Source organism: Pseudomonas sp. KBW05 (genome assembly GCF_003852405.1).
Taxonomy (GTDB): domain Bacteria; phylum Pseudomonadota; class Gammaproteobacteria; order Pseudomonadales; family Pseudomonadaceae; genus Aquipseudomonas.
In genome coordinates, this window is record NZ_QAJM01000040.1 from 1 (window position 1) to 21,237 (window position 21,237).

Sequence of the window (21,237 nt, forward strand, 5' to 3'; positions counted from 1 at the left end):
CGCTGTAAGAGCGGAACCATAGGTGGCCGTTACCTAAATAACGGATATGTACACAAAGCGACTAAAAGAACCCCAACGGATTAACGTCATAACTCACCAACAAATTCTTGGTCTGCTGATAATGATCCAACATCATCTTGTGATTCTCACGCCCCACCCCCGACTTCTTATACCCCCCAAACGCCGCATGCGCCGGATACAAGTGATAGCAGTTGGTCCACACCCGACCAGCCTTGATCGCCCGCCCCATGCGATACGCCCGGTTGATATCACGGGTCCACAACCCAGCACCCAGGCCAAACTCGCTGTCGTTGGCAATCGCCAGCGCTTCAGCCTCGTCCTTGAACGTGGTCACCCCTACCACCGGCCCGAAGATCTCCTCCTGGAACACACGCATCTTGTTGTGCCCCTTGAGCAACGTCGGCTGAATGTAATAGCCGCTAGACAAATCACCCTCCAGACGCTCAGCCGCGCCGCCAGTGAGCAACACCGCACCTTCTTCCTGGGCGATTTTCAGGTACGAGAGAATCTTGTCGAACTGCTGCTCGGACGCCTGCGCACCCACCATGGTTTCCGTGTCCAGCGGGTTGCCGCGCTTGATCTTGACGATCTTCTTCATCACCTCAGCCATGAACGCGTCGTAGATCGACTCCTGCACCAGCGCCCGCGACGGGCAGGTGCACACTTCACCCTGGTTGAAGAACGCCAGCACCAGGCCTTCGGCAGCCTTTTCGATGAACGCAGGCTCGGCCTGCATGATGTCTTCGAAGAAGATGTTCGGCGACTTGCCGCCCAGTTCCACGGTGGACGGAATGATGTTCTCGGCCGCCGCATGCATGATGTGCGCGCCCACCGGGGTGGAGCCGGTAAAGGCGATCTTGGCGATGCGCTTGCTAGTGGCCAACGCCTCCCCCGCTTCGCGGCCAAAGCCTTGCACGATGTTCAGCACGCCGGGTGGCAGCAGGTCATTGATCAGCTCGGCAAACACCATGATCGACAGCGGCGTCTGCTCGGCCGGCTTTAGCACGATGCAGTTACCGGCGGCCAGCGCAGGAGCGAGTTTCCACGCGGCCATCAGCAGCGGGAAGTTCCACGGGATGATCTGCCCGACCACGCCCAGCGGCTCATGGAAGTGATAAGCAGCAGTCAGTTCGTTGATCTCGGCCGCGCCGCCTTCCTGGGCGCGGATGCAGCCGGCGAAGTAGCGGAAATGGTCAGCGGCCAGAGGCACGTCGGCGTTGAGGGTTTCGCGCACGGCCTTGCCGTTGTCCCAGGTTTCGGCGACGGCCAGCACTTCCAGGTTTTGTTCGATGCGGTCGGCGATTTTCAGCAGCACCAGCGAGCGGTCCTGGGCGCTGGTCTTGCCCCAGGCATCGGCGGCGGCGTGGGCGGCGTCGAGGGCTTTTTCGATGTCGGCGGCGCTGGAGCGCGGGAACTCGGCGATGACTTCGCCGGTGACCGGCGAGGTGTTGGTGAAATAGTTGCCATCGATCGGTGCGACAAATTCACCGCCGATGTAATTGCCGTAGCGCGCCTTGAAGCTGACGATGGCGCCAGGGGTGCCGGGTTGTGCGTAGATCATGGTGAGGCCTCTGTCGGGGTCCGGGCCTGTCGGTCAACAGGCGATGAGCCGATAGTAAAGAGCCCCCGCCGCCGGGCGTATGCGCCGTTGGCAGGGGGGCTATGGTCATTTGGTCGTAGAACTAGTGCTTGGCCACCAGCTCCTTGGGCAACTTGAAGGTCCAGAGCATGCCGCCCTGGTTGAAGTCCTTGACGCGCTTGGCCACTTCACCGCCCCACAGCGGCACCGCGCCGCCCCAGCCGGAGACCACCGAGACGTACTGCTCGCCGTCCATGTCCCAGGTCACGGGCGAGCCGAGTACGCCGGAACCGGTCTGGAATTCCCAGACTTTCTCGCCGGTCTTGGCGTTGAACGCTTGCAGAAAGCCTTCCGGCGTACCGGTAAATACCAGGTTGCCCTTGGTGGTCAGTACCCCGCCCCACAGCGGCGCGAAGTTCTTGTGGCGCCATACTTCCTTGCCGGTCTTCGGATCGATGGCGCGCAGCACGCCGATGTAGTCCTCGTTCAACGGTTTGATGGTGAAGCCCGCACCGAGGAACGCCGCGCCTTTCTTGTAGGCGATGCCTTCGTTCCAGATGTCCATGCCCCACTCGTTGGACGGCACGTAGAACAGCCCGGTGTCACGGTTGTAGGCCATCGGCATCCAGTTCTTCGCACCGAGGAACGCCGGTGCGACAAACACCGAAGTGCCTTTGGTTTCACTGCCCGGCGCGCCAGGACGGCTGGCTTCGTTGTAGATCGGCCGACCGTTTTTATCCAGGCCGGTGGCCCAGGTGATCTTGTCCACGAACGGGAAGCCGCGGATGAACTTGCCGTTGGTGCGGTCCAGCACGTAGAAGAAACCGTTACGATCGGCAGTGGCGGCGGCTTTGATTTCCTTGCCGCCCTCGGTGTAGTTGAACGAGACCAGTTCGTTCACGCCGTCATAGTCCCAGCCGTCGTGGGGCGTGCTCTGGAAGTGCCACTTGATAGTGCCGTCGTCCGGGTTCAGCGCCAGGCGCGAGGACGAATAGAGGTTGTCGCCCGGGCGCAGGTGGGAGTTCCACGGCGCCGGGTTGCCGGTGCCGAACAGCAGCAGGTTGGTTTCCGGGTCGTAGTAGCCGCCCAGCCAAGGCGCGGCGCCGCCGGTCTTCCACAGGTCGCCGGGCCAGGTCTTGCCCGCCTCGCCGCCGGAGATACCGTTCTCCACCGCCTTGCCGTCCTTGTACACGTAGCCCATATGGCCTTCGACGGTCGGACGGCTCCACAGCAAGTCACCGTTTTTCGGGTCGTAGGCTTCGATCTTGCCGACCACGCCGAACTCGCCACCGGCCACGCCGGTGATCAGCTTGCCGTTGATGACCAGGGGCGCGGCGCTGATGGAGTAGCCTTCCTTGTGGTCGGCGACTTTCTTGCTCCACACCACTTTGCCGGTGTCCTTATTAAGCGCCACCAGCTTGGCGTCGAGGGTGCCGAAGAACACCAGGTCGCCGTACAGCGCCACGCCACGGTTAATCACGTCGCAGCAAGGGCGGATGTCGTCGGGCAGGCGCGCGTCGTATTGCCAGAGTTTCTTGCCGGTGCGCGCATCCACCGCAAACACCCGCGAGTAGGAACCGGTGAGGTACATCACCCCGTCCTTGACCATCGGCTGCGCCTGCTGGCCGCGCTGTTTCTCGCCACCAAAGGAAAACGCCCAGACCGGGCGCAGGTCCTTGACGTTGTCGACGTTCAGCGTGTCCAGCGGGCTGTAGCGCTGGCCCTGCACGCCGAGGCCGTTGGTGACGATCTGCTCGGGGTTTTTCGGGTCCTGGAGAATGTCCTGGTCGGTGACAGCGGCCAGGGCCTGGCCGGATAACAGGATGGCACCGAGCAACACACTCAAGGCGAAGGGTTGGCGACGTGCGGGTTGGGTCATGACGGCTACCTCTGCGGTTTTTTGTTATACCCGGGAAATTTTCCCGGTCTGGTGCAGATTCTTGGGCGCAGGGGCCATTGTCACAATTGACCGCAGTATCGAGTTTGCTAGTTCCTTAGTAGCGGGTGCATCTGTTCGCGCTCGTAGCGCGGGTACAGGTGGCTGACGCTGCGGATCAGCTCATAGCGGCTCAGGCTGATCGCGGCAAAGCGCTCGGGGATGGGGCTGCGGATCATCTCAGTCATGTCGCTGCCGCTGGCGGCGCCGTCGCGCAGCAGTTGATCGAGCCACGTCAGGTAGTCGCGCATCTGTTCGAAGGGTTGCGCATCCGTGGCGATCGGGCCGTGGCCGGGCACTACCAGGGTCCAGGGCAAACCTTGCAGGGTGGTGATGTCGGCCAGCCACGCGGCGAGTCCGGGGCTGTTGGGCGTGGTCAGGGCGCGCTGGTAAAACACCAGGTCGCCGGCGAACAACACGCCGGTGCTCTGGTCGAGAATCGCCAGGTCGGCGCCGGTGTGGCCGGTCAACGCCAGCAGGCGCAAATCGTGGTTGCCGAAGCTGCGCACGCCGGGCTCCAGCACTTCGCTGGGCAACACCACTTCGGTGCCGCGCATCCAGTCGCCGACCATGCGGTAGAGGTTTTCCGCCATGCCGTCGCCCTGCTCGTGCAGCAGCTTCGTGGTGTCGGCCAGGGCGCCGATGGGCACATCCTTGAACGCCTGGTTGCCCAAGGCATGGTCGGGGTGATGATGGGTGAGCAACACCTGGATTACCGGTTTCGCGGTAACGCTGGCGATGGCCTGGCGCAGCGCTTCGCCGTAGCGCCTGGACGGCCCGGTATCGATCACCACCACGCCAGCGTCGGTGACGATAAACGCCACATTGACGATATTGCCGCCATTGGCCTTGGCGAAGTTGTCGGTGCTGCCTTCCAGCAGCCAAGTGCCCTCGGCGATCTGCCGGGGTTTGAGGGCGTAGTCCATGTCGGCCAGGGCGGGCAGGCAGAGGCCCAGGCAGAACAACAGTATCCAGCGCATGCCGCGCTCCTTCTGGTCAGGGGATGGCCGCGTCGAACTCGTTGCCGCTGTTGTCACGCAACACCAGGCGCGTCTGCCCGCCACCTTCGATATCGAAGGCCAGGTTGGGGTTTTCGCTGACCGCCGGGAACAGCTCCAGCTCGGCCATGACCTGGCCGTTGTCGCCGATTAATTGCGCGTGGTTGAGGTAGAACTCGGGGATGCCGCTGACCATGCCGTTGTCCATCGGGTGCGCCACCTGCACGCGCACGCGGCTGTACTCGCCACGGGGGTAGCGGCCGCCGAGCACTTCGCCGATGTGCTCTTCCCAACCCGGCTGGGTGCGCACCACGCTTGGCGCGGTGCAGCCACCCCCGGCGGCGTCGATCAACGTCGAGCCGACATGCCACACGCCGTCATCGGTGAGTACGGCGGCGCGCAACGGCGTAGCCTGCTCGATGCGGATGCGCAACGACAACCATGGCAACACGCCGGCCTTGGGCTGGAAGTCGACGATCTTAGGCAACGGGTTCAGTTCGGCCCAGGCGAAGATGCGCACCACCCTGCCCTTGAACGCCCGTGCATCAATCTCCAACGGCACCTGGCGCGCATCCTCGGCGAACGGCGGAGCCAACAGCTTGACCCGCTCGTCGAACACAAACGGCGCGTTGTCGAGGAATTGCTTGTGATAGAACGCCCACATCACCGACGGCACTGGATCGACCTCGGTGGCGTCGGCCGCCAGTGGCAACAGGCACGCCAGCAGGCATATCAAGCGGCGTTTCATTGGTACATCTCGGGCACTTCGTAGCGCAGGCCGTAATGGCTGTAGATGGCTTGCAGGCTGCCGTCGCGGATCAGGCCTTCCAGCGCCTCTTCCACGGCATACGCCAGTTGCCGGTTGCTTTCATGCACGGCCATGCCGATCTCCCAACGTTGTCGGCCCATATTCGGGTAAGCGTTTTCCGCCAGGGCCAGTTGCGGGTCGCGGGCCTGATGCACCTGCCAGTCAATCTCGCCACGCATCGCCATCACCGCGTCGACGTCCCCGGCTTTCATCGCCGCAAAAGCCAGGGGCACGTTGGCATAGTGGCGGGTCTTGCCTGCCAGCATGCCGTTGAACACCGAGGTGAGATAGAACGAGGGCACGCTGTCCACTTCCACGCCAATCGGGTGTTCCTGGAACACCGCCACGCTGGCCACGCTGTCCAGGCGACGGCGGTCATAGGCCACCTGCCATTGTTCGTTCTGGTACGGCCCGAACATCACCACATGGCCGTTTTCCAGCTCGCCCTGATCGTTGCGCTTTTGCGTGTACTCATGGTCGTAGGGCGCGCGCATCATCAGGTCGGCCAGTTGCTGGTTATGCAACTGGCTGCCGCGCCAGATGTAGTCGCGCAGGTCGTCGTCGAGTTTCTCGCCGGCCGGCGCCCAGATCAGGCGCAACTGCACGCCCAAGGCCTTGGCCAGGGCCTGGGCGAGTTCCACGTCGACGCCGCGCGGGGTGCCGCCGTCATCGAAGCTGTAGGGCGCAAAATCCTTGTACACCGCCACTTTCAACTCGCCGGCGGCGATCATCTGGTCATAGCTGCGCACCTGCGCCTGTGCCGCCTGGCAGCACAGCAAGGCCAGGCTCAACACCAGGCTGATCAGGCGCATGGCTTACTCCTCGACGCGCACGGAATCCAGGTAAGTACGCACTGCCCACAGGGCTTCCTGGCTCAGGTAGTCGGCCATTTTCGGCATGTACACGCGGCCGTCACGCACGGCACCGTGGCGCACCCGTTCGACAAACCACTCATCACCCGCGTCGCCTTCATCAAGCATGCGCAGGTCCGGCGCGATACCCCCGGACTTGGCTTCCAGCCCGTGGCACGCGGCACAGTTCTGGTTGTAGGCGGAGGAACCGATTTCGACAGCCTTGTCGTGCTCAGGGGACTTGCGATACGGGTTGTTGGCCGCCCAACCGTCGCCGTCGAGCGGCACGCCCGCGTCCTTGATCGGCGTCAGGCCTTTGGTTTCCACCGCCTGCGGTACCACGTTGCCATGGGCCCACACTGCGCCCACGTTGATCACACCCACCAGCAGGCCGGCCACGAGCAAGGCTTTGCGTTTTGTTGTCATTATTTTTGTCCTCTCAGATTGCACGCAAACCTCATTGCAGAGGCTATGGCAACCATCTTAGGAACCCCCAGGGATACACCGTATGCTGCTTTGGTGGCCGCGCTCTAGTCCCTTGGTAGTAGGGCTTGTGGGGCACAGCTAAATCAGCGGCGGTTCGGGAAGTCTTCCCGGCAACAGCGGGAATTTTTCCGTATCCAGCCACCGCCCCGGCGCACCACCCTGTGCAGGCCAAAACCTCCACTGGGAACTGCAACCATGACAATAAGATCGCTACCCGCCCGTTCACCTTTGAGCCTTGCCGTGCAAGCCTTTTTGCTTGTGGGCAGCCTGTCCTTCAGTGCGGCAAGCTTTGCCGCCGCCGAACCTGCTGTCGCCAAGCAAACCCGCAACGTCACCTGGGAAGACATTGCCAACGACCACCTGACCACCAAGGACGTGCTGCAATACGGCATGGGCACCAACGCCCAGCGCTGGAGCCCGCTGGCCCAGGTCAATGACAAGAACGTGTTCAAGCTCACGCCCGCCTGGTCGTATTCCTTTGGCGACGAGAAGCAGCGCGGCCAGGAATCCCAGGCCATCGTCAGCGACGGCGTGGTCTACGTCACCGGCTCGTATTCCCGCGTGTTCGCCCTCGACGCGAAAACCGGCAAACGCCTGTGGACCTACAACCACCGCCTGCCCGACAACATTCGCCCGTGCTGTGACGTGGTCAACCGTGGCGCGGCGATCTTTGGCGACAAGATCTACTTCGGTACCCTCGATGCGCGCCTGATCGCCCTCGACAAAAACACCGGCAAAGTGGTGTGGAACAAAAAATTCGGCGACCACGCCGCCGGCTACACCATGACCGGTGCCCCCGTGCTGATCAAAGACAAGGTCACCGGCAAAGTGCTGCTGATCCACGGCAGCTCCGGCGATGAATTCGGCGTGGTCGGCCAGTTGTATGCACGCGACCCGGACACCGGCGAAGAAGTGTGGATGCGCCCCTTCGTGGAAGGCCACATGGGCCGCCTCAACGGCAAGGACAGCACCACCACCGGCGACGTCAAGGCGCCGTCGTGGCCGGATGATCCGACCACCGAAACCGGCAAGGTCGAGGCCTGGAGCCACGGCGGAGGCGCCCCGTGGCAGAGCGCAAGCTTCGATGCCGAGACCAACACCATCATCGTCGGCGCCGGCAACCCCGGCCCGTGGAACACTTGGGCGCGCACCTCCAAAGACGGCAACCCCCACGACTTCGACAGCCTCTACACCTCGGGCCAGGTCGGCGTCGACCCAAGCACCGGCGAAGTGAAGTGGTTCTACCAGCACACGCCGAACGATGCCTGGGACTTCTCCGGCAACAACGAACTGGTGCTGTTCGACTACAAGGACAAGGACGGCAAGGTCACCAAGGCCACCGGCCACGCCGACCGCAACGGTTTCTTCTATGTGGTGGACCGCAACAACGGCAAGCTGCAAAACGCCTTCCCGTTCGTCGACAACATCACCTGGGCCAGCCACATCGATCTGAAGACCGGGCGCCCCGTGGAAAACGAAGGCCAGCGTCCGGCCAAGCCGCTGCCGGGTGAAACCAAGGGCAAGCCGGTGGAAGTGTCGCCGCCGTTCCTTGGTGGCAAGAACTGGAACCCCATGGCCTACAGTCAGGACACGGGCCTGTTCTACATCCCCGGCAACCAGTGGAAAGAGGAATACTGGACCGAAGAGGTCAACTACAAAAAAGGCTCGGCCTACCTGGGCATGGGTTTCCGCATCAAGCGCATGTACGACGACCACGTCGGCACCCTGCGCGCAATGAACCCGACCACCGGCAAGGTGGTGTGGGAGCACAAGGAACACCTGCCACTGTGGGCCGGCGTGCTGGCGACCAAGGGCAACCTGGTGTTCACCGGCACGGGTGATGGTTTCTTCAAGGCCTTTGACGCGAAAACCGGCAAGGAGCTGTGGAAGTTCCAGACCGGCAGCGGCATCGTTTCGCCGCCGATCACCTGGGAACAGGATGGCGAGCAGTACATCGGCGTCACCGTCGGTTATGGCGGCGCGGTACCGCTGTGGGGTGGCGACATGGCTGAGTTGACCAAGCCGGTGGCACAGGGTGGGTCATTCTGGGTGTTCAAGATCCCGAGTTGGGATCAGAAGACCGCGCAAAAATAACCTTTAGCTAATGCGGGGCCCGCTTTTGTGGCGAGGGAGCTTGTTCCCGCTGGGCTGCGAAGCGGCCCCGCTTTTCCTCCAGCAACACTGTGCAGCCAGGTTTTGCGACTGCTGCGCAGTCGAGCGGGAGCAAGCTCCCTCGCCACAGAGGTTCCGTGATGAAATACCTGCCCTTGTTAGTCCTGCTATCGCTGCCACTCGCCCATGCCGACGACGGCGACGACGCCCCCTTGATCATCAACGGCTGCACCCTCGCCGAACACAGCCAATGCCCCGGCGCCAACCTCAAAGGCGCCAACCTGCGCAACCAGAACCTCAGCGGCATGAACCTGGCCGGCGCCGACCTGCGCGACGCGGACCTGCGCCACGCCAACCTCGACCTGGCCAACCTGGAAAAAGCTCAACTGCAAGGCGCCAACCTCACCCGCGCCAGCCTGCAACAAGCCAACCTGCGCCTGGCCGACTTTACCGGCGCCACCCTGATGGCCGTGCAAGGCTGGGGAATGTTTGCCCAGGGCGCGCAATTTGAAAACGCCAACCTCAGCGGCGCCTACCTGCAATTTGCGCGGCTGTCGGGCGCGAAAATGCACAAGGCCAACCTGCGCGCGGCGGACCTGGAAATGACCTGGTTGAGCAAGGCCGACCTGCAAGGCGCAGACCTCAGCGATGCGAATCTGCAAGAAGCCAAGTTTGGGGAAAGTAATCTGGAGAAGGCCACCTTGAGTGGTAGCCGCCAGCACTACGCGAATTTCCAGGACGCCAATATGGAAGGCTGCAAGGACTGCCCGACCACCTGGGACCGCTAGAACACCCCATTTCGATCTGTGAACCCCATCCACTGTGGGAGCTGGCTTGCCTGCGATAGCGGTGTATCAGTCACCCTTTCATTGACTGACCCGGCGCCATCGCGGGCAAGCCCGCTCCCACATAAGCTCGGTCCCGCAGGGCAATCAGAACGCCTTGCTGACCTGCGCCCACACCCGAGGCGTGCGCGCCACGTCGCTTTGCGGATCAGCATTGCCAACACGCCACGCGGCAACCGTGTTCAAGCGCCAGCCGCCCGCACTCCAGTTAGCGCCAACCCCGGTCGCCGACAGGCTGCGATGGTTCTCGCCATCGGCCCAGGTGTCCTTGTTCAAGCGCACGGCACCGTGGTCGACAAACGTCAGCAGGTTCCACTGCTCGGTCAACGCATAACGCAGTTCCAGGTTGGCCACGTAACCCTGATCCCCGGACGCTTCACCCTGCGGATACGCACGCACACCGTACGCGCCACCCAGGCTGATCTTCTCGGAGGAGTCAAGGTTGCCATCGGCCCACTGTCCCTGCACTTGCCCATACAAACTGAAGCGTTCGCTCAAGCGTTGCAGGCGTACTACGCTCGGGTTGATCTTCTGGAAACGCCCGGCGGTCTTGGCGGTGAGGCCGTCGTACAGCTTGTCGAACTGACCGTCGAGGTTCAGGCTGCCTTCGCTCCAGGCCAGCGAGAAGGCACTGACGCCGCCGCCCAGCAGGTTGTCGCGCAGGTTGCCGTCGAGGCTGGTGGTGATCACCCGTGCCTGCTTCTTGCTTTTCGACTCGTAGAGGTCGATGTCATCGCGCAGGTGTTTGTGGTCGTACTGCACCTGGGCATTCAGGCTGAACGCACGGGTGCGGATCAGCGGCTGCTGCACAAACACCGTGGCGATGCGCGCATTGCCCTTGGCGTCGAGTTCGTCGAAGTCCTTGGCCAGTTGGTAGTCCATGTCCGAATAGGCCACGCCGACTTGGGTCGACCACGGCCCAATCGGCAATTGATACGCCGCGCGGTAGTAGTGCTGGTCTTCGTCGCTGCCCATCACCCGCACGCTGGCCTGGTCGCCCAGGCCCAGCGGGTTGGCCAGGTTCAGCGTACCGCCCAGGCGGTATTCGCCGGTGAAGCGGTTGCCGTAGTTGTCCAGATCGACCTGGCCGGAGAGCAGCGCTGCGTCCTTGACGTCCACCACCAGATCAGTAGCGCCGACGGCGGTGCCCGGTTGCAAGGTGGAGTGCACCGTAACGCCCGGCGTCTGTTGCAGCAGCAGCAAACTGCGCTCCAGCGGCGCGGCGTGCACCGCCTCGCCCGGTTGCAGCGCCGCCAACGGCTGGCGCAGGGCGAAGTCGCGCATGCGCGATTGGTTGTTGATCTTGACCTGACCGTATTGGCCTTCGAGCACGCTGATGGTGACCACGCCCTTGTCGATTTCCTGCGCAGGCAAATAGGCGCGGGCCAGCGGGTAGCCTTTCTGGCGATACAGCGCGGTGATCCGCGCCGCACCGGCCTGCAACTCGCCGAGGCTGACCACGCGGTTTTGCAGGTCGGCCAGCAGCGGCAGCAATTCGTCACTGGCGATGGCGGTGTTGCCGGACACGGTGAAGCCGTTGACCTGCAAGGTCGGGCCGGACACCTTTGGTGTGGTGTCCGGCGCTTCCGGCAGGTTCAGCTCCAGGGTCTGCTTGGGCGGTAGCTCCAGCGGCTGGTTCTGGATGTCACGGATCGACTGCCCCGCATCCGGGGCCCGTTCGGCGCCGTGGGCGGCGCCGGCAAAGGTGGTGAGCAAGGCAAGCGCGATAGGGTTTAAACGCAAACGCATGAATCAGAGTCCTTCTGGAAGGCGCAGGCCTTGGTCAACGAGGGTATAGAGGTCGGACGGCAGTTGCGGTGCGCTACGGACCGGCGTCATCGGCACCTGCGGCAGGTTGCGCAGCGGCTGCACTTGCTCGGCCACGGTGTTGGCGGGCGGTGTATCAACGCTCAGCACGCCATCGGTGTAGGCGATGACGTAGTTGTTGGCGGACAAGCCCGAGGCGCTGACGCTGTATTGCCCGCGGTCGGAGGCTGACGTCGCCGTGGTGCTGAACGCCAGGTTGCCGCTCAGCTCCTGGCTGGCGGTGTCGGCGCCCAGCAGCCCCTGATAGGTGGCGACGAACAGCGGGTTGCCCTGCCCCTGCAGTTTCTGGCTGTTGGCGACACCCACGCTCAGCGTCGCCTTGCCGATATCTGCGGTGGTGCTGCTACTGGCGCCCAACAGGTAGTTGCCCGCATCGCTGCCGCCCAAGGTGATCCCGCTGACCGTCACGGTTTTACCGCTGCCGGCATTTTTATCGCTGAACGCGCCGTTGGCGGACACCACCGACAGATCATCTCCGCTCACCAGCCCGGTAAAGCCTGCTCCGGCGAGATTCAACGTGGCGGCGGTGGTGGCGTCGTAGACCTTGTTTTCGGCGGTGATGCCGTTGACGGTCAGGGCCTTGGCGATGATCGAAGCGCTGACGCCGGTGGGGTTGCTGAGGCTGTAGTTGCTCGCCAGCCCCGTGCCGTCCACCAGGCTTGCGCCGCTGACGTTGACGGTTTTGCCCATGCCGGCGTTTTTGTCGCTGAACGCGCCACTAAGGCCACCGAAGCCCAGGGTTTCGCTACCGACCAAACCGTCGAGCGTGCCGCCACTGAGGGTTGCGGCGGTAGTGCCGTCATAGACCTTGCCACCGGCGATGATGCCGGTGAGGGTCAGGGCCTTGGCGGTGATCGCCGCCGTGACACTGGCCGGGTTGCTGATGCTGTAGTTGCTCGCCAGGCCCGTGCCATCGGACAGGGTCGCGCCGCTGATGCTCACGGTTTTGCCGGTGCCGGCGTTCTGGGTGTCGAACTCGCCGGTGAGGCCGCTGAGTGTCAGGGTTTCGCTACCGACCAGGCCGTCAAGCGTGGCGCCGCTGAGGGTTGCGGCGGTGCTGCCATCGTAGACCTTGCCGTTGGCCGTCACGCCCGTCACCGTCAGGGCTTTGGGGGTGATGTTCGCGGTCACGTCCGTCGGAGAGATCAGGCTGTAGTTGCTGGCCAGGCCCAAGCCATTGAGCAGGGTTGAACCGAGCGTGACGGCTTTGCCGACACCGACATTGCTGTCGTCAAACTGAGCAGTCAAAACAACGCCGAGGCTTTCACCGGCGACCACCCCAGAAAGGGTAGCGCCCGTCAGCCAAGCCCCGCGAGTGCCGTCATAGACCTTGTCGCCAGCGGTCACACCGGTGAGGGTCAAAGCCTTGGGCGTGATGCTGGCCGTGGTCGTGGCCACGTTGTCGGCGAAGCTGTAGTTGGCCAGGTCGGCGCCGGCCAGTGTAATGCCGCTGACCGTCACGCCCTTGCCGCTGCCGACGTTGGCGTCGCTGAACTGCGCAGAACCGCTGGCGAACGTCAGGTCATCGCCAGCGATTTTGCCGTTGAGGGTCGCGCCCAAGGCACTGAATGCCGCGCTGGCATTGCCGTCATAGACCTTGCTTGCTGCTACCAGACCGTTGACGCCACTGATGACTGCCTGGGTGATGGTCCCGGCGAAGGTTTGCGGGACGTCGAAGTTGTAGTTGACGCTGGGCACGTTGGAACTGGTCAGATCAACCTGGCCCAGGGTCACGGTCTTGCCGGTGCCGGCATTTTTATTGTCGAAGTTGCCGGTGAACTGCAGCACCAGGTTGTCCGTGCCGATCAGGCCATGGAGGACCGCGCCGGTGAGGGTCACGAAGGTGCTGCCGTCATAGACCTTGTTGGCTGTCAGGCCGGTGACGGTCAGGGTCTTTTGCTTGATGGTGCCGGTCACCGGGCTGATCGCCAGCGGGCTGAGGCTGTAGTTGCTGGCCAAGCCGGTGCCATCGCCCAAGGTGGCGTTGACCTGCACGCTTTGCAGCGCGGCGTTCGGCGTGCTGAACTGCCCGGTCGCGCTCACGGTCAACTGCTCGCCGGCGGCCAGGCCATGGAGGATGCCGCCGCTGACGACGGCATCGGCGTTGCCGTCGTAGACCTTGCTGTTCACCACCAGGTCGGTGAGGGTCAGGGCCTTGACGGTAATGTCGGCGCTCAACGGGCTGCCGCTGTCGAAAATGTAGTTGCCGGCAGACGCGCCATCCAGGCCCAGGTCAACCTGGATGCCGGTGCCGACGTTTTTGCTGGCATAGGTGCCCGTGACGGCCACCTGGCCCACATCGCGGTTCGCCAGGCCGACCAGCGTGCCGCCGCCGACAGTGGCGACGGTGGTGCCATCGTAGGCCTTGCTGCTGGCGGTCATGCCGGTCTGGCTCAGCGCCGCCTTGGCCACGTCCAGGGTACCGTCGATGTAGTTGATCGAGTAACCGTACTGCCCACCGGATGAGGTCAGGCCGCCCAGTTGCAGCGCGTGGGTCCCGGCGTCGATGGTGCTCTGCCCGGCGCCAACCAGCCCGAGCGTGCCGCTGACCCGCGAGTCGCCTGGGCCGGAACCGGTATAGCTGACGTTATGCGCCAGGCCATCGTAGGTTTTGCTGGCGCTGTCGGCGATGTAGGTGAGTTGCGTCATGAAGCTGCGCAACAGCGGGCCGGACACGCCGTCGTAGACCACCCAGGTGTTTTTCAGGTCCCAGCCGGCGGCGGCGAAGGCGGATTGGGAGAGGACTTGGTCACTGGACAGGCCACCGGCGGTGCTGCGGTTTCCACCGCCGCCACGGTCGTAGAGTTGCCCGGTCGCGGCCACATCCCAGAGGTTGCCGGCCAACGTGGTGTTGCCTTCGCCGACCAGCGCGCCCACGCTGGTGCTGGTGACTGGCACGCTAACACGGCCACTGGCAAAGCTATTGGACAGCACACTGTTATCCATGTGCCCCACCAGGCCACCAATGAAAAACCACTGCCCCGTCACACTGCCGCTGCCATAGGCATTGCTGAGCGTCGCGCGGCTCATGCGCCCCAGCAGCCCGCCAACCCCATAGGTACCCGACACCGATGCCGTGGAAAAAACGTTGGTCACACTGCCCTGGCTGAATCCGACCAAGGCCCCGGTGAATTCACGCCCGCTGATGCTGCCACCTTCAAGGCCCAGGTTACTGATCGTCCCCGTCGACGAAAGGTTGGTGAACAAGCCGGTATAAGCATTTCCCAACCGGCTGATCGTCAGCCCCTTGATCACATGCCCATTGCCATCGAGGTTACCGCTGAACGTTCCGGCGGTGCCGCCCAAGGCCATGAAACTCGAATCCCACACGTTGGTGGTACCCGCCGTGGCGCTTGCGTCAATGTCACGGCCCAAGGTGTAGTTGGCCGTCATGTCCATCGCCACCAACTGCAACTGGTGGGCATTGGTGAGGGTGGTGGAATACTCCGAGGCGAGCATCGGCAACGTGCTGCTCGCGTCGGAGTTGACGATCACCCACGCGTTGCCTGCCTGGCCCGGGGTGCTGCTGAAATTGAACCCGCTGAAGCTGCCGGCGTTCTTCATTTGCCCGAAGGTCAAGCCCACCGCCGAGCCGGCGCCGACGCTGCCGGAACTCAAACCATTGCCCTGCCCCGACAGCCCTGGGTTGGCGCTGAGGTTGTAATAGCCGTTGACCAGGGAGCCGCCGCTGTGTCGGCCAATCAGGCCGCCGGACTCACCCCCGGTGACGATGCCCGTGGCGTAGGCGTTGGCAATCGAGCCGCCATTGAGTCCGACCAGGCCGCCATTGTTGGAGGGATAGGACAACGAGCCCGTGACCGAACCGGTGCTGTAGACATTCGCCAGGCTGCCGCGGTTGATCCCGACCAGACCGCCACTGTAACTGCCGCTGCCTGCAGCGTTGAAGCTGACATTACCTGTGGCGTAGCTGTTGGTGACTTGGCCACCGGCTTCGTTTTCCCCCACCAGGCCGCCGGCGGCGCCACCGCCGATGACGTTACCGGTGGCGTAGCTGTTGGTGATAGTGCCGGTGGCTTTGTTCCAGCCCACCAACCCGCCGTTGTACTGGGAGTTTTCAGTGCTGGTCACTGAACCGGAGGCGGAACTGCCGCTGATCGCGCCTTCGTTCCACAGCACCAGACCGGCCAGGGTCATGGCTTTAAGGCCGATCACATCGCCGGTGGAGTAGCTGTTGATGATCTGCCCGCTCGCGGTGTTCAGCCACACCAGGCCACCTGCGCCGGCGTAGTCCTTGTCAGTCACCGTGCCGCTGAACGAACTGTTGCGGATCGTGCCGGCGTTGGTGCCCACCAACCCGCCCAGTTGCGCGCCATTGCTGGCCGACACGGCGGTGCTGGCGTAGCTGTTTTCCACCAGGCCGAGGTTATGGCCGACCAAGGCGCCGATATTGAAATACGCCGGGAAGTCACCGTCGGAGTCGCCCACCAGGTTCACTGCGCCGCCCACCAGGCCGACGTTGCGCACCACACCGCTACTGCCCACTGCGGCAAACAGGCCGCTATCGCTTTCGACGTGGCTGATTTGCAGGTTGCTGATGGTGTGGCCCAAGCCATCGAAAATGCCGGTGTAGCCGCCGCCCGCGACGGTGCCCAGCGAGTCGAAGCCCGCGCCGCCATTCCACGCCACCGTGGCGGCAGCATTGATATTCGCGCCGAGCACGAAGTTGCCGCTCAGCGCGCCGTTGATCCCTTGCAGGTCCAGGCCGGTGACGCTGCCCATCGCGCCGAGGCTGGTGATCACGGTGTAGTCGATCTGCGTGCCGTCGCTGCCCTGCTTGGTGCTGTAGTGCTGCCCGGCTGACAAGTTGACCGGCGCCTTAACGTTGACGCTGCTGGTATTGCCCGCCGCGACCGCGCCCTGGCCATAGTTGACCGCCAGCTTGGCGGTGCCGGAGCCGAACATTTCCTTGTTGATATTGACGTTGTTCTGCGCGGTGAGGGTCAGCGTGTTGGCGCTCCAGACCACGGTGTCGTTGACGTTGACATTGCCTTGGGTGCCCGTCAGCCCCTGGGTGCTCTGGATCTCGAAATCATTGGTCTTGAGCGCCTTGGTCACGGCCGTGCCGGTCATGTCGCCACCCGTGGCGGCAATGGTGAAGTCCACCGGGTCGATCAGCCATTTGCCGGTCTTGCCCTTGGCCGCTGCCGTGGTGATCTCTGCCGTATCGGCCACCTTGACATGGGCGCCCGAGGTTTCGATAAACCCGCCATTGCCAGCCACCGGCGCCGACGCATCCAGCGTGCCTGCGACCTGTACCGTGCCACCGTCAAAGCCGCCGAGCAGGACGATCTTGCCGCCCTTTTCGCCCAGGGTTTGCGCTTCGATCACGCCGGTGTTGTTGACCACCGTCTGCAACAGCGCATCGCTGGCCTTGGCGGTCATGATCACCTGGCCGCCGTTGGCCTGGATCAGTTGTTTGTTTTCCACCAGGGCATTCTTGGTGGCTTCATCGACCTGCACGTTGAGCAGGCCGTCACCGGCAAAATCCAGGGTGACTTTATTGCCCGCCGCCAGGGCCACGGTGCCGAGCTTGGCGGCGATCACACCCTGGTTGCTCACGGTGCCGCCGAGCAGCGCCACGGCGCCGCCGTCAGCGGCCTTGATCGAGCCCTGGTTGACCACGCTGGCGGTACTGCCCTTGCCGTCGAACTTGTAATTGCCGGCGGCAAAATCGCTGTTGGATATATCCAGCGTCGAGGCCACCAGCCCGCCGACATCCACCGACGAGCCTTTGGCGAACAACACACCATTGGGGTTGACCAGGAACACCTGGCCGTTGGCATTCAACTGACCCATGATTTTCGAGCCGTCGGTGCCGACCACGCGGTTCAGCGCCACCGAGTCCTTGCCCGGTTGCACAAAGGTGACTTTCTTGTCGGCGCCGATGTTGAAGCTTTGCCAGTCGATGGCCAGTTTGTTGGAGGACTGGTTGATGATCATCTGTTGCTGATCAGGGGTGAGGATCTGGCCGCTGCCGAGGACCACTTGGCCGCCGGTGGGCAGGTCGGCGGCAGAGGCGCCAACCGGTGCCAGGACAAGTGCAATGGCCAGCGCCAACGCGCGCAACGGGCCCTTTTGCTCAGGGGTTTGAACCGCGCCAACCGAGGTGCGCTTGCCGTGTCGGCTGGCGTGTTCGCTGGCAACCACCCACGCGCTAAGACTGTGATTCCAGATCACGCTGAAAATGCGGTTCATGACTGAGTCGTCCCTGAGACTAAAATGGCACCGTGCCATTACTTGTAGGACAATTCTGCATTGGTGCAACGGGTTTGTATGCGTGGAGAAACGAAAAAGTTCCGTTAAACGCCAATATTTACACTTCTTTGGATCCAAATAGCGGTTTCTGATTGGCCGCGCATATCAATAGCATTAAACCCATCATTCAAACCTATCATCCCGCCACCCTGACCACCCCCAGATCAATCCCCACATGCACCAGTTCGGCATGGGAACTCACCTGCAACTTGCTCTTGAGCAGCGTCAGGTGGTTGGACACGGTCTTGCTGCTGATACTCAACTGCTCGGCAATCTGCCGAGCCGGGGTGCCTTTGGCGAGCATCAGGAAAATCTCCAGCTCGCGCGGGGTCATGCTGTGCAGGCGCGGGTCGGCAGCCTGACAGGCAAGCTGGGTGGCCAGGGGCTGTTCGATGTAGGCGTGGCCGTCAAGGATGCGCCGCACCGCTTCGATCAACACCTGGGGCGCCGAGATTTTGGTCAGGTAGCCCGCCGCGCCGGCGTCCAGCGCCTGGCGTACCAGGGGCAGTTCATCGTGCATGCTGAAAAACAGCACGCGCAGTTGCGGCAAGCGCTGGCGCAGGCGCCGGGTGGTTTCCAGGCCGCTGATGCCGGGCAGGCCAAAATCCATGATCACCAGGTTCGGCACCGCTTCGTGCACCCGTGCCATGGCCTCTTCGCCACTGGCCGCCTCGCGCACTTCAATCGCCGGCAGCAACGCGCGCAGCAGGCTGGCGTAGCCCTGGCGCACCACGGCGTGGTCATCCACCAACAGAATATTCATAGCGCCTCCGCAGGCATGTCCAGCGCCAGCGCCCAGCCTTTGCCGGGGTGACTGACGATCTTCAATTCACCGCCCAGACAGCGGGCGCGTTCGTACATCGAGTGCAGGCCGACGCCGGGGCGCTGGGGGTGTTGCGCACCCTGGCCGTTGTCGCGCACCCACAGGCGCAGGCGTGCGCCGCGATGCTGCAGGCGCACGTGCACCTGGCTGGCGTCGGCGTGGCGCACAATGTTGGTCAAGGCTTCCTGGAGCAAACGATAAAGGTGGGTCTTGTGGCCCGGGGATAATGGCGGCAACGCCTGGCTGACGTGCAGTTGGCAGTCGATGCCATGGCTGGCTCGCCATTGCGTCACCAGCATCGCGAACGCCTCGGCCATTGGCAGGTGTTGCAGGGCCACTGGGTAGAGGTCGTGGACCAGCTCGCGAAAGCCCTGCTGCAAGTGTTCGCAGTGTTCTTCCAGCAACTGCACGGTGCGCGCCAGTGTCGCGGGTTGATGGGCGATCAGCGGCAACAGGCACACCTGGGCGCGAATCCCCGCCAGGTACTGGCCGAGGTCATCGTGCAGGGTCTGGGCCAGGCGCGTGCGCTCTTGTTCCTGTACCGCGAGCAGGGTTTGGGTGAGACGGGTGTTGTCGGTGCGCGCCTGTTCGAGGGCATCGGTCATGCGGTTGAAGTGCTGCGCCAGTTGTTGCGCTTCAGGCACCCCGGCGCCGCGCAGGCGCACGTTGAGACGGCCGCTGCACACGTGTTGCAGGGCCAGCAGCAGTTCATCCAGCACGCCCATGCCACGGCGCACGGCCCAGCGGATGGTCAGCAGGCTGAGGGCCAATGCCAGCGCACACACGCCCAGCAGTTGCTGCAAGGAATCCCAGACTTCGTCGATTTCATCACGTGGGTCAACGGCGATGGCCACGCGCCGGCCATCAGCCAAATCCAGCACCTGGGCGCTGTGGCGCGCCTGGGCGAACAACAGCCGGCCGAGCCAGGCGTCCAGCCCGTCTTGCTCCGGCGCTGGCAGGGTTTCGTCAGGCCCCAGCCAATGCACACGCACATGGCGCAGGCTGGCGGTGAGCCGTGGTTGCAGGCTGGCGGGGTCGCGCGCAGCGGTTTCGCTCAGGTAATGCACCACGGCTTCGGCCGATTGCAGTTCGCGCTCCACATCCGCCAAGGCCTGGTGCATCAGCAGCGCAGTGCAGGCACAGGTGACCAGGGCGAAGAAGCCGCACACCCACAGGTTGATCCGCCAGAGCGCCGACATGCCTAGCGCGCCAATACCGTCGGCACAGACGTGGCCGAACGTGGCGCATGGGGGCGATCAACCCCGATCAGGCTGACGATCAGCAGGAACGGCAGGAGCAACGCCTTGAAAATTCGCATGATCGTTCAACCCCCACACCGGACACTGGAGCCCCATGCTAAGACCCCGCCGCGCGCAGCGAGCTACTACCTTGATACTGCCCCAGCGCTACTTTCTGCATATTTGCAGGGGTAGCGGGGCTTTATATGCTGTCGCCACCTGTCATGGAGTGCCCTATGCGCCAGCTCGCCCCTTTCGCCGTGATGTGCCTGCTGGCGCTCACCTGGGCCACCGCCGGCCAGGCCGCCGAGGCGCCGTTGCAGGTGCAGATCGGCTACCTGGGCTATCGACCGGACCCGGGGCCGCTGCTGTCCAACGTGATTCCCGAACCGACCGATGCCGGCTTGCGCGGCGCTGAACTGGCAATCATCGACAGCAACAGCACCGGCGCCTTTCTCAACCAGCGCTACAGCCTGACCGACGCCACGGTGGACAGCCCCGAGGCGCTGCTCGCCGCCGCGCAACAACAGCACGAGCAAGGCCTGCGTCTGTTCGTGGTCAACGCCCCCGCCGCCAGCCTGCGCCAACTCAGCGCCGCCCTGCCCGACAGCTTGCTGTTCAACGCCGGCAGCCCCGACGACAGCCTGCGCAGCACCGCCTGCCTGGGCAACGTGCTGCACACCCTGCCCAGCCGCGCCATGCTCGCCGATGCGCTGGCGCAGTTTTTGGTGGTGCGCAAATGGCAGAAGGCGCTGCTGATCGTCGGTCCCACCGAGGACGACCAAGCCTACGCCGCCGCCCTGCGCCGCGCCGCCAAGCGCTTCGGCGTGCAGCTAGTGGCAGAGAAGGAATGGCGTTTCGACAATGACCAACGCCGCAGCGCCCAGGCCGATATGCCCCTCTTCACCCAGACCGCCGAATACGACGTGGTGCTGGTGGCCGACGAGCGCGGCGATTTTGGCGAATACGTGCCCTACCAGACCTGGTACCCGCGCCCGGTTGCCGGCACCCAAGGCCTGACGCCCACCGGCTGGCACAAGACCGTGGAAACCTACGGCGCCGCCCAACTGCAAAAACGCTTCGAAGCCCTCGCCGGGCGCTGGATGAACGACCGCGACTTCGCCGCCTGGATGGCCGTGCGCAGCGTCGCCAGTGCGGTGAGCAAGCTGCGCCAGGTCGACCCGATGAGCATCCGCCAGCTGCAAATCAGCGAGCAACTGCCGCTGGATGGTTTCAAGGGCCGCAAGCTCAGCTATCGCCCGTGGAATGGCGAGCTGCGCCAGCCAATCCCCATCGTGCAACCGCGCGCGCTGGTGAGCACCTCGCCCCAGGACGGTTTCCTGCACCCCTTCAACGAGATGGACAGCCTGGGCTACGACAAACCCGAGGTGACCTGCCGCTTTCCCGAACACACACAACAACAATAAGGAATACGCC

At 63.6% G+C, this 21,237-nt stretch carries 13 protein-coding genes; 3 read left to right on the plus strand and 10 right to left on the minus strand.

From position 1 onward, the window contains the following. Window positions 1–61: 61 nt before the first annotated feature. The 6 genes from DBR46_RS27055 to pedF form a co-directional block, all read right to left on the minus strand. Window positions 62–1,582, minus strand: coding sequence for an aldehyde dehydrogenase family protein (locus tag DBR46_RS27055; RefSeq protein ID WP_124529024.1), 1,521 nt, complete (start codon window positions 1,580–1,582; stop codon window positions 62–64). Window positions 1,583–1,703: 121 nt separating this feature from the next. Further along, window positions 1,704–3,479: a PQQ-dependent methanol/ethanol family dehydrogenase gene (locus DBR46_RS27060; protein ID WP_124529026.1), complete on the minus strand. Its 1,776-nt coding sequence runs from the start codon at window positions 3,477–3,479 to the stop codon at window positions 1,704–1,706. A 107-nt stretch (window positions 3,480–3,586) separates the two neighbouring features. Next, entirely contained in the window at window positions 3,587–4,516 is a 930-nt protein-coding gene (locus tag DBR46_RS27065; RefSeq protein ID WP_124529028.1) for a quinoprotein relay system zinc metallohydrolase 1, read from the minus strand. Window positions 4,517–4,532: 16 nt separating this feature from the next. Continuing rightward, window positions 4,533–5,282, minus strand: coding sequence for a quinoprotein dehydrogenase-associated SoxYZ-like carrier (locus DBR46_RS27070; protein WP_124529030.1), 750 nt, complete (start codon window positions 5,280–5,282; stop codon window positions 4,533–4,535). Continuing rightward, entirely contained in the window at window positions 5,279–6,154 is an 876-nt protein-coding gene (locus tag DBR46_RS27075; RefSeq protein WP_124529032.1) for an ABC transporter substrate-binding protein, read from the minus strand. Before DBR46_RS27075 ends, DBR46_RS27070 begins: the two co-directional genes overlap by 4 nt. A gap of 3 nt (window positions 6,155–6,157) precedes the next feature. Next, window positions 6,158–6,619, minus strand: coding sequence for a cytochrome c-550 PedF (gene pedF, locus DBR46_RS27080; RefSeq protein WP_124529034.1), 462 nt, complete (start codon window positions 6,617–6,619; stop codon window positions 6,158–6,160). A gap of 255 nt (window positions 6,620–6,874) precedes the next feature. Between pedF and exaA the strand changes: the two genes are divergently transcribed. Continuing rightward, window positions 6,875–8,773 (plus strand): quinoprotein ethanol dehydrogenase, encoded by a 1,899-nt coding sequence (gene exaA, locus DBR46_RS27085; protein ID WP_124529036.1) that lies wholly within the window; start codon window positions 6,875–6,877, stop codon window positions 8,771–8,773. A 158-nt stretch (window positions 8,774–8,931) separates the two neighbouring features. Then, window positions 8,932–9,579: a pentapeptide repeat-containing protein gene (locus tag DBR46_RS27090; protein ID WP_124529038.1), complete on the plus strand. Its 648-nt coding sequence runs from the start codon at window positions 8,932–8,934 to the stop codon at window positions 9,577–9,579. Window positions 9,580–9,723: 144 nt separating this feature from the next. On the opposite strand, the gene DBR46_RS27095 is transcribed toward DBR46_RS27090, so the two are convergent. The 4 genes from DBR46_RS27095 to DBR46_RS27110 all read right to left on the minus strand — a co-directional run bounded on the left by DBR46_RS27095 (window position 9,724) and on the right by DBR46_RS27110 (window position 19,761). Beyond that, a complete protein-coding gene (locus tag DBR46_RS27095) occupies window positions 9,724–11,385 on the minus strand; it encodes a ShlB/FhaC/HecB family hemolysin secretion/activation protein (protein WP_124529040.1) in 1,662 nt (553 codons plus the stop codon). A gap of 3 nt (window positions 11,386–11,388) precedes the next feature. Next, entirely contained in the window at window positions 11,389–17,679 is a 6,291-nt protein-coding gene (locus DBR46_RS27100) for a YDG domain-containing protein (protein WP_158619164.1), read from the minus strand. A 196-nt stretch (window positions 17,680–17,875) separates the two neighbouring features. Further along, entirely contained in the window at window positions 17,876–18,502 is a 627-nt protein-coding gene (locus tag DBR46_RS27105) for a response regulator transcription factor (RefSeq protein ID WP_124529044.1), read from the minus strand. Further along, complete coding sequence (locus DBR46_RS27110; RefSeq protein WP_124529046.1) at window positions 18,499–19,761, minus strand: sensor histidine kinase; 1,263 nt, start codon at window positions 19,759–19,761, stop codon at window positions 18,499–18,501. The genes DBR46_RS27105 and DBR46_RS27110 overlap by 4 nt, the downstream gene beginning before the upstream one ends. A 275-nt stretch (window positions 19,762–20,036) precedes the next feature. Here DBR46_RS27110 and DBR46_RS27115 point away from each other — a divergent pair, with 275 nt between their 5' ends. Further along, window positions 20,037–21,227 (plus strand): ABC transporter substrate-binding protein, encoded by a 1,191-nt coding sequence (locus DBR46_RS27115; RefSeq protein ID WP_124529048.1) that lies wholly within the window; start codon window positions 20,037–20,039, stop codon window positions 21,225–21,227. The last annotated feature ends 10 nt before the right edge of the window (window positions 21,228–21,237 follow it).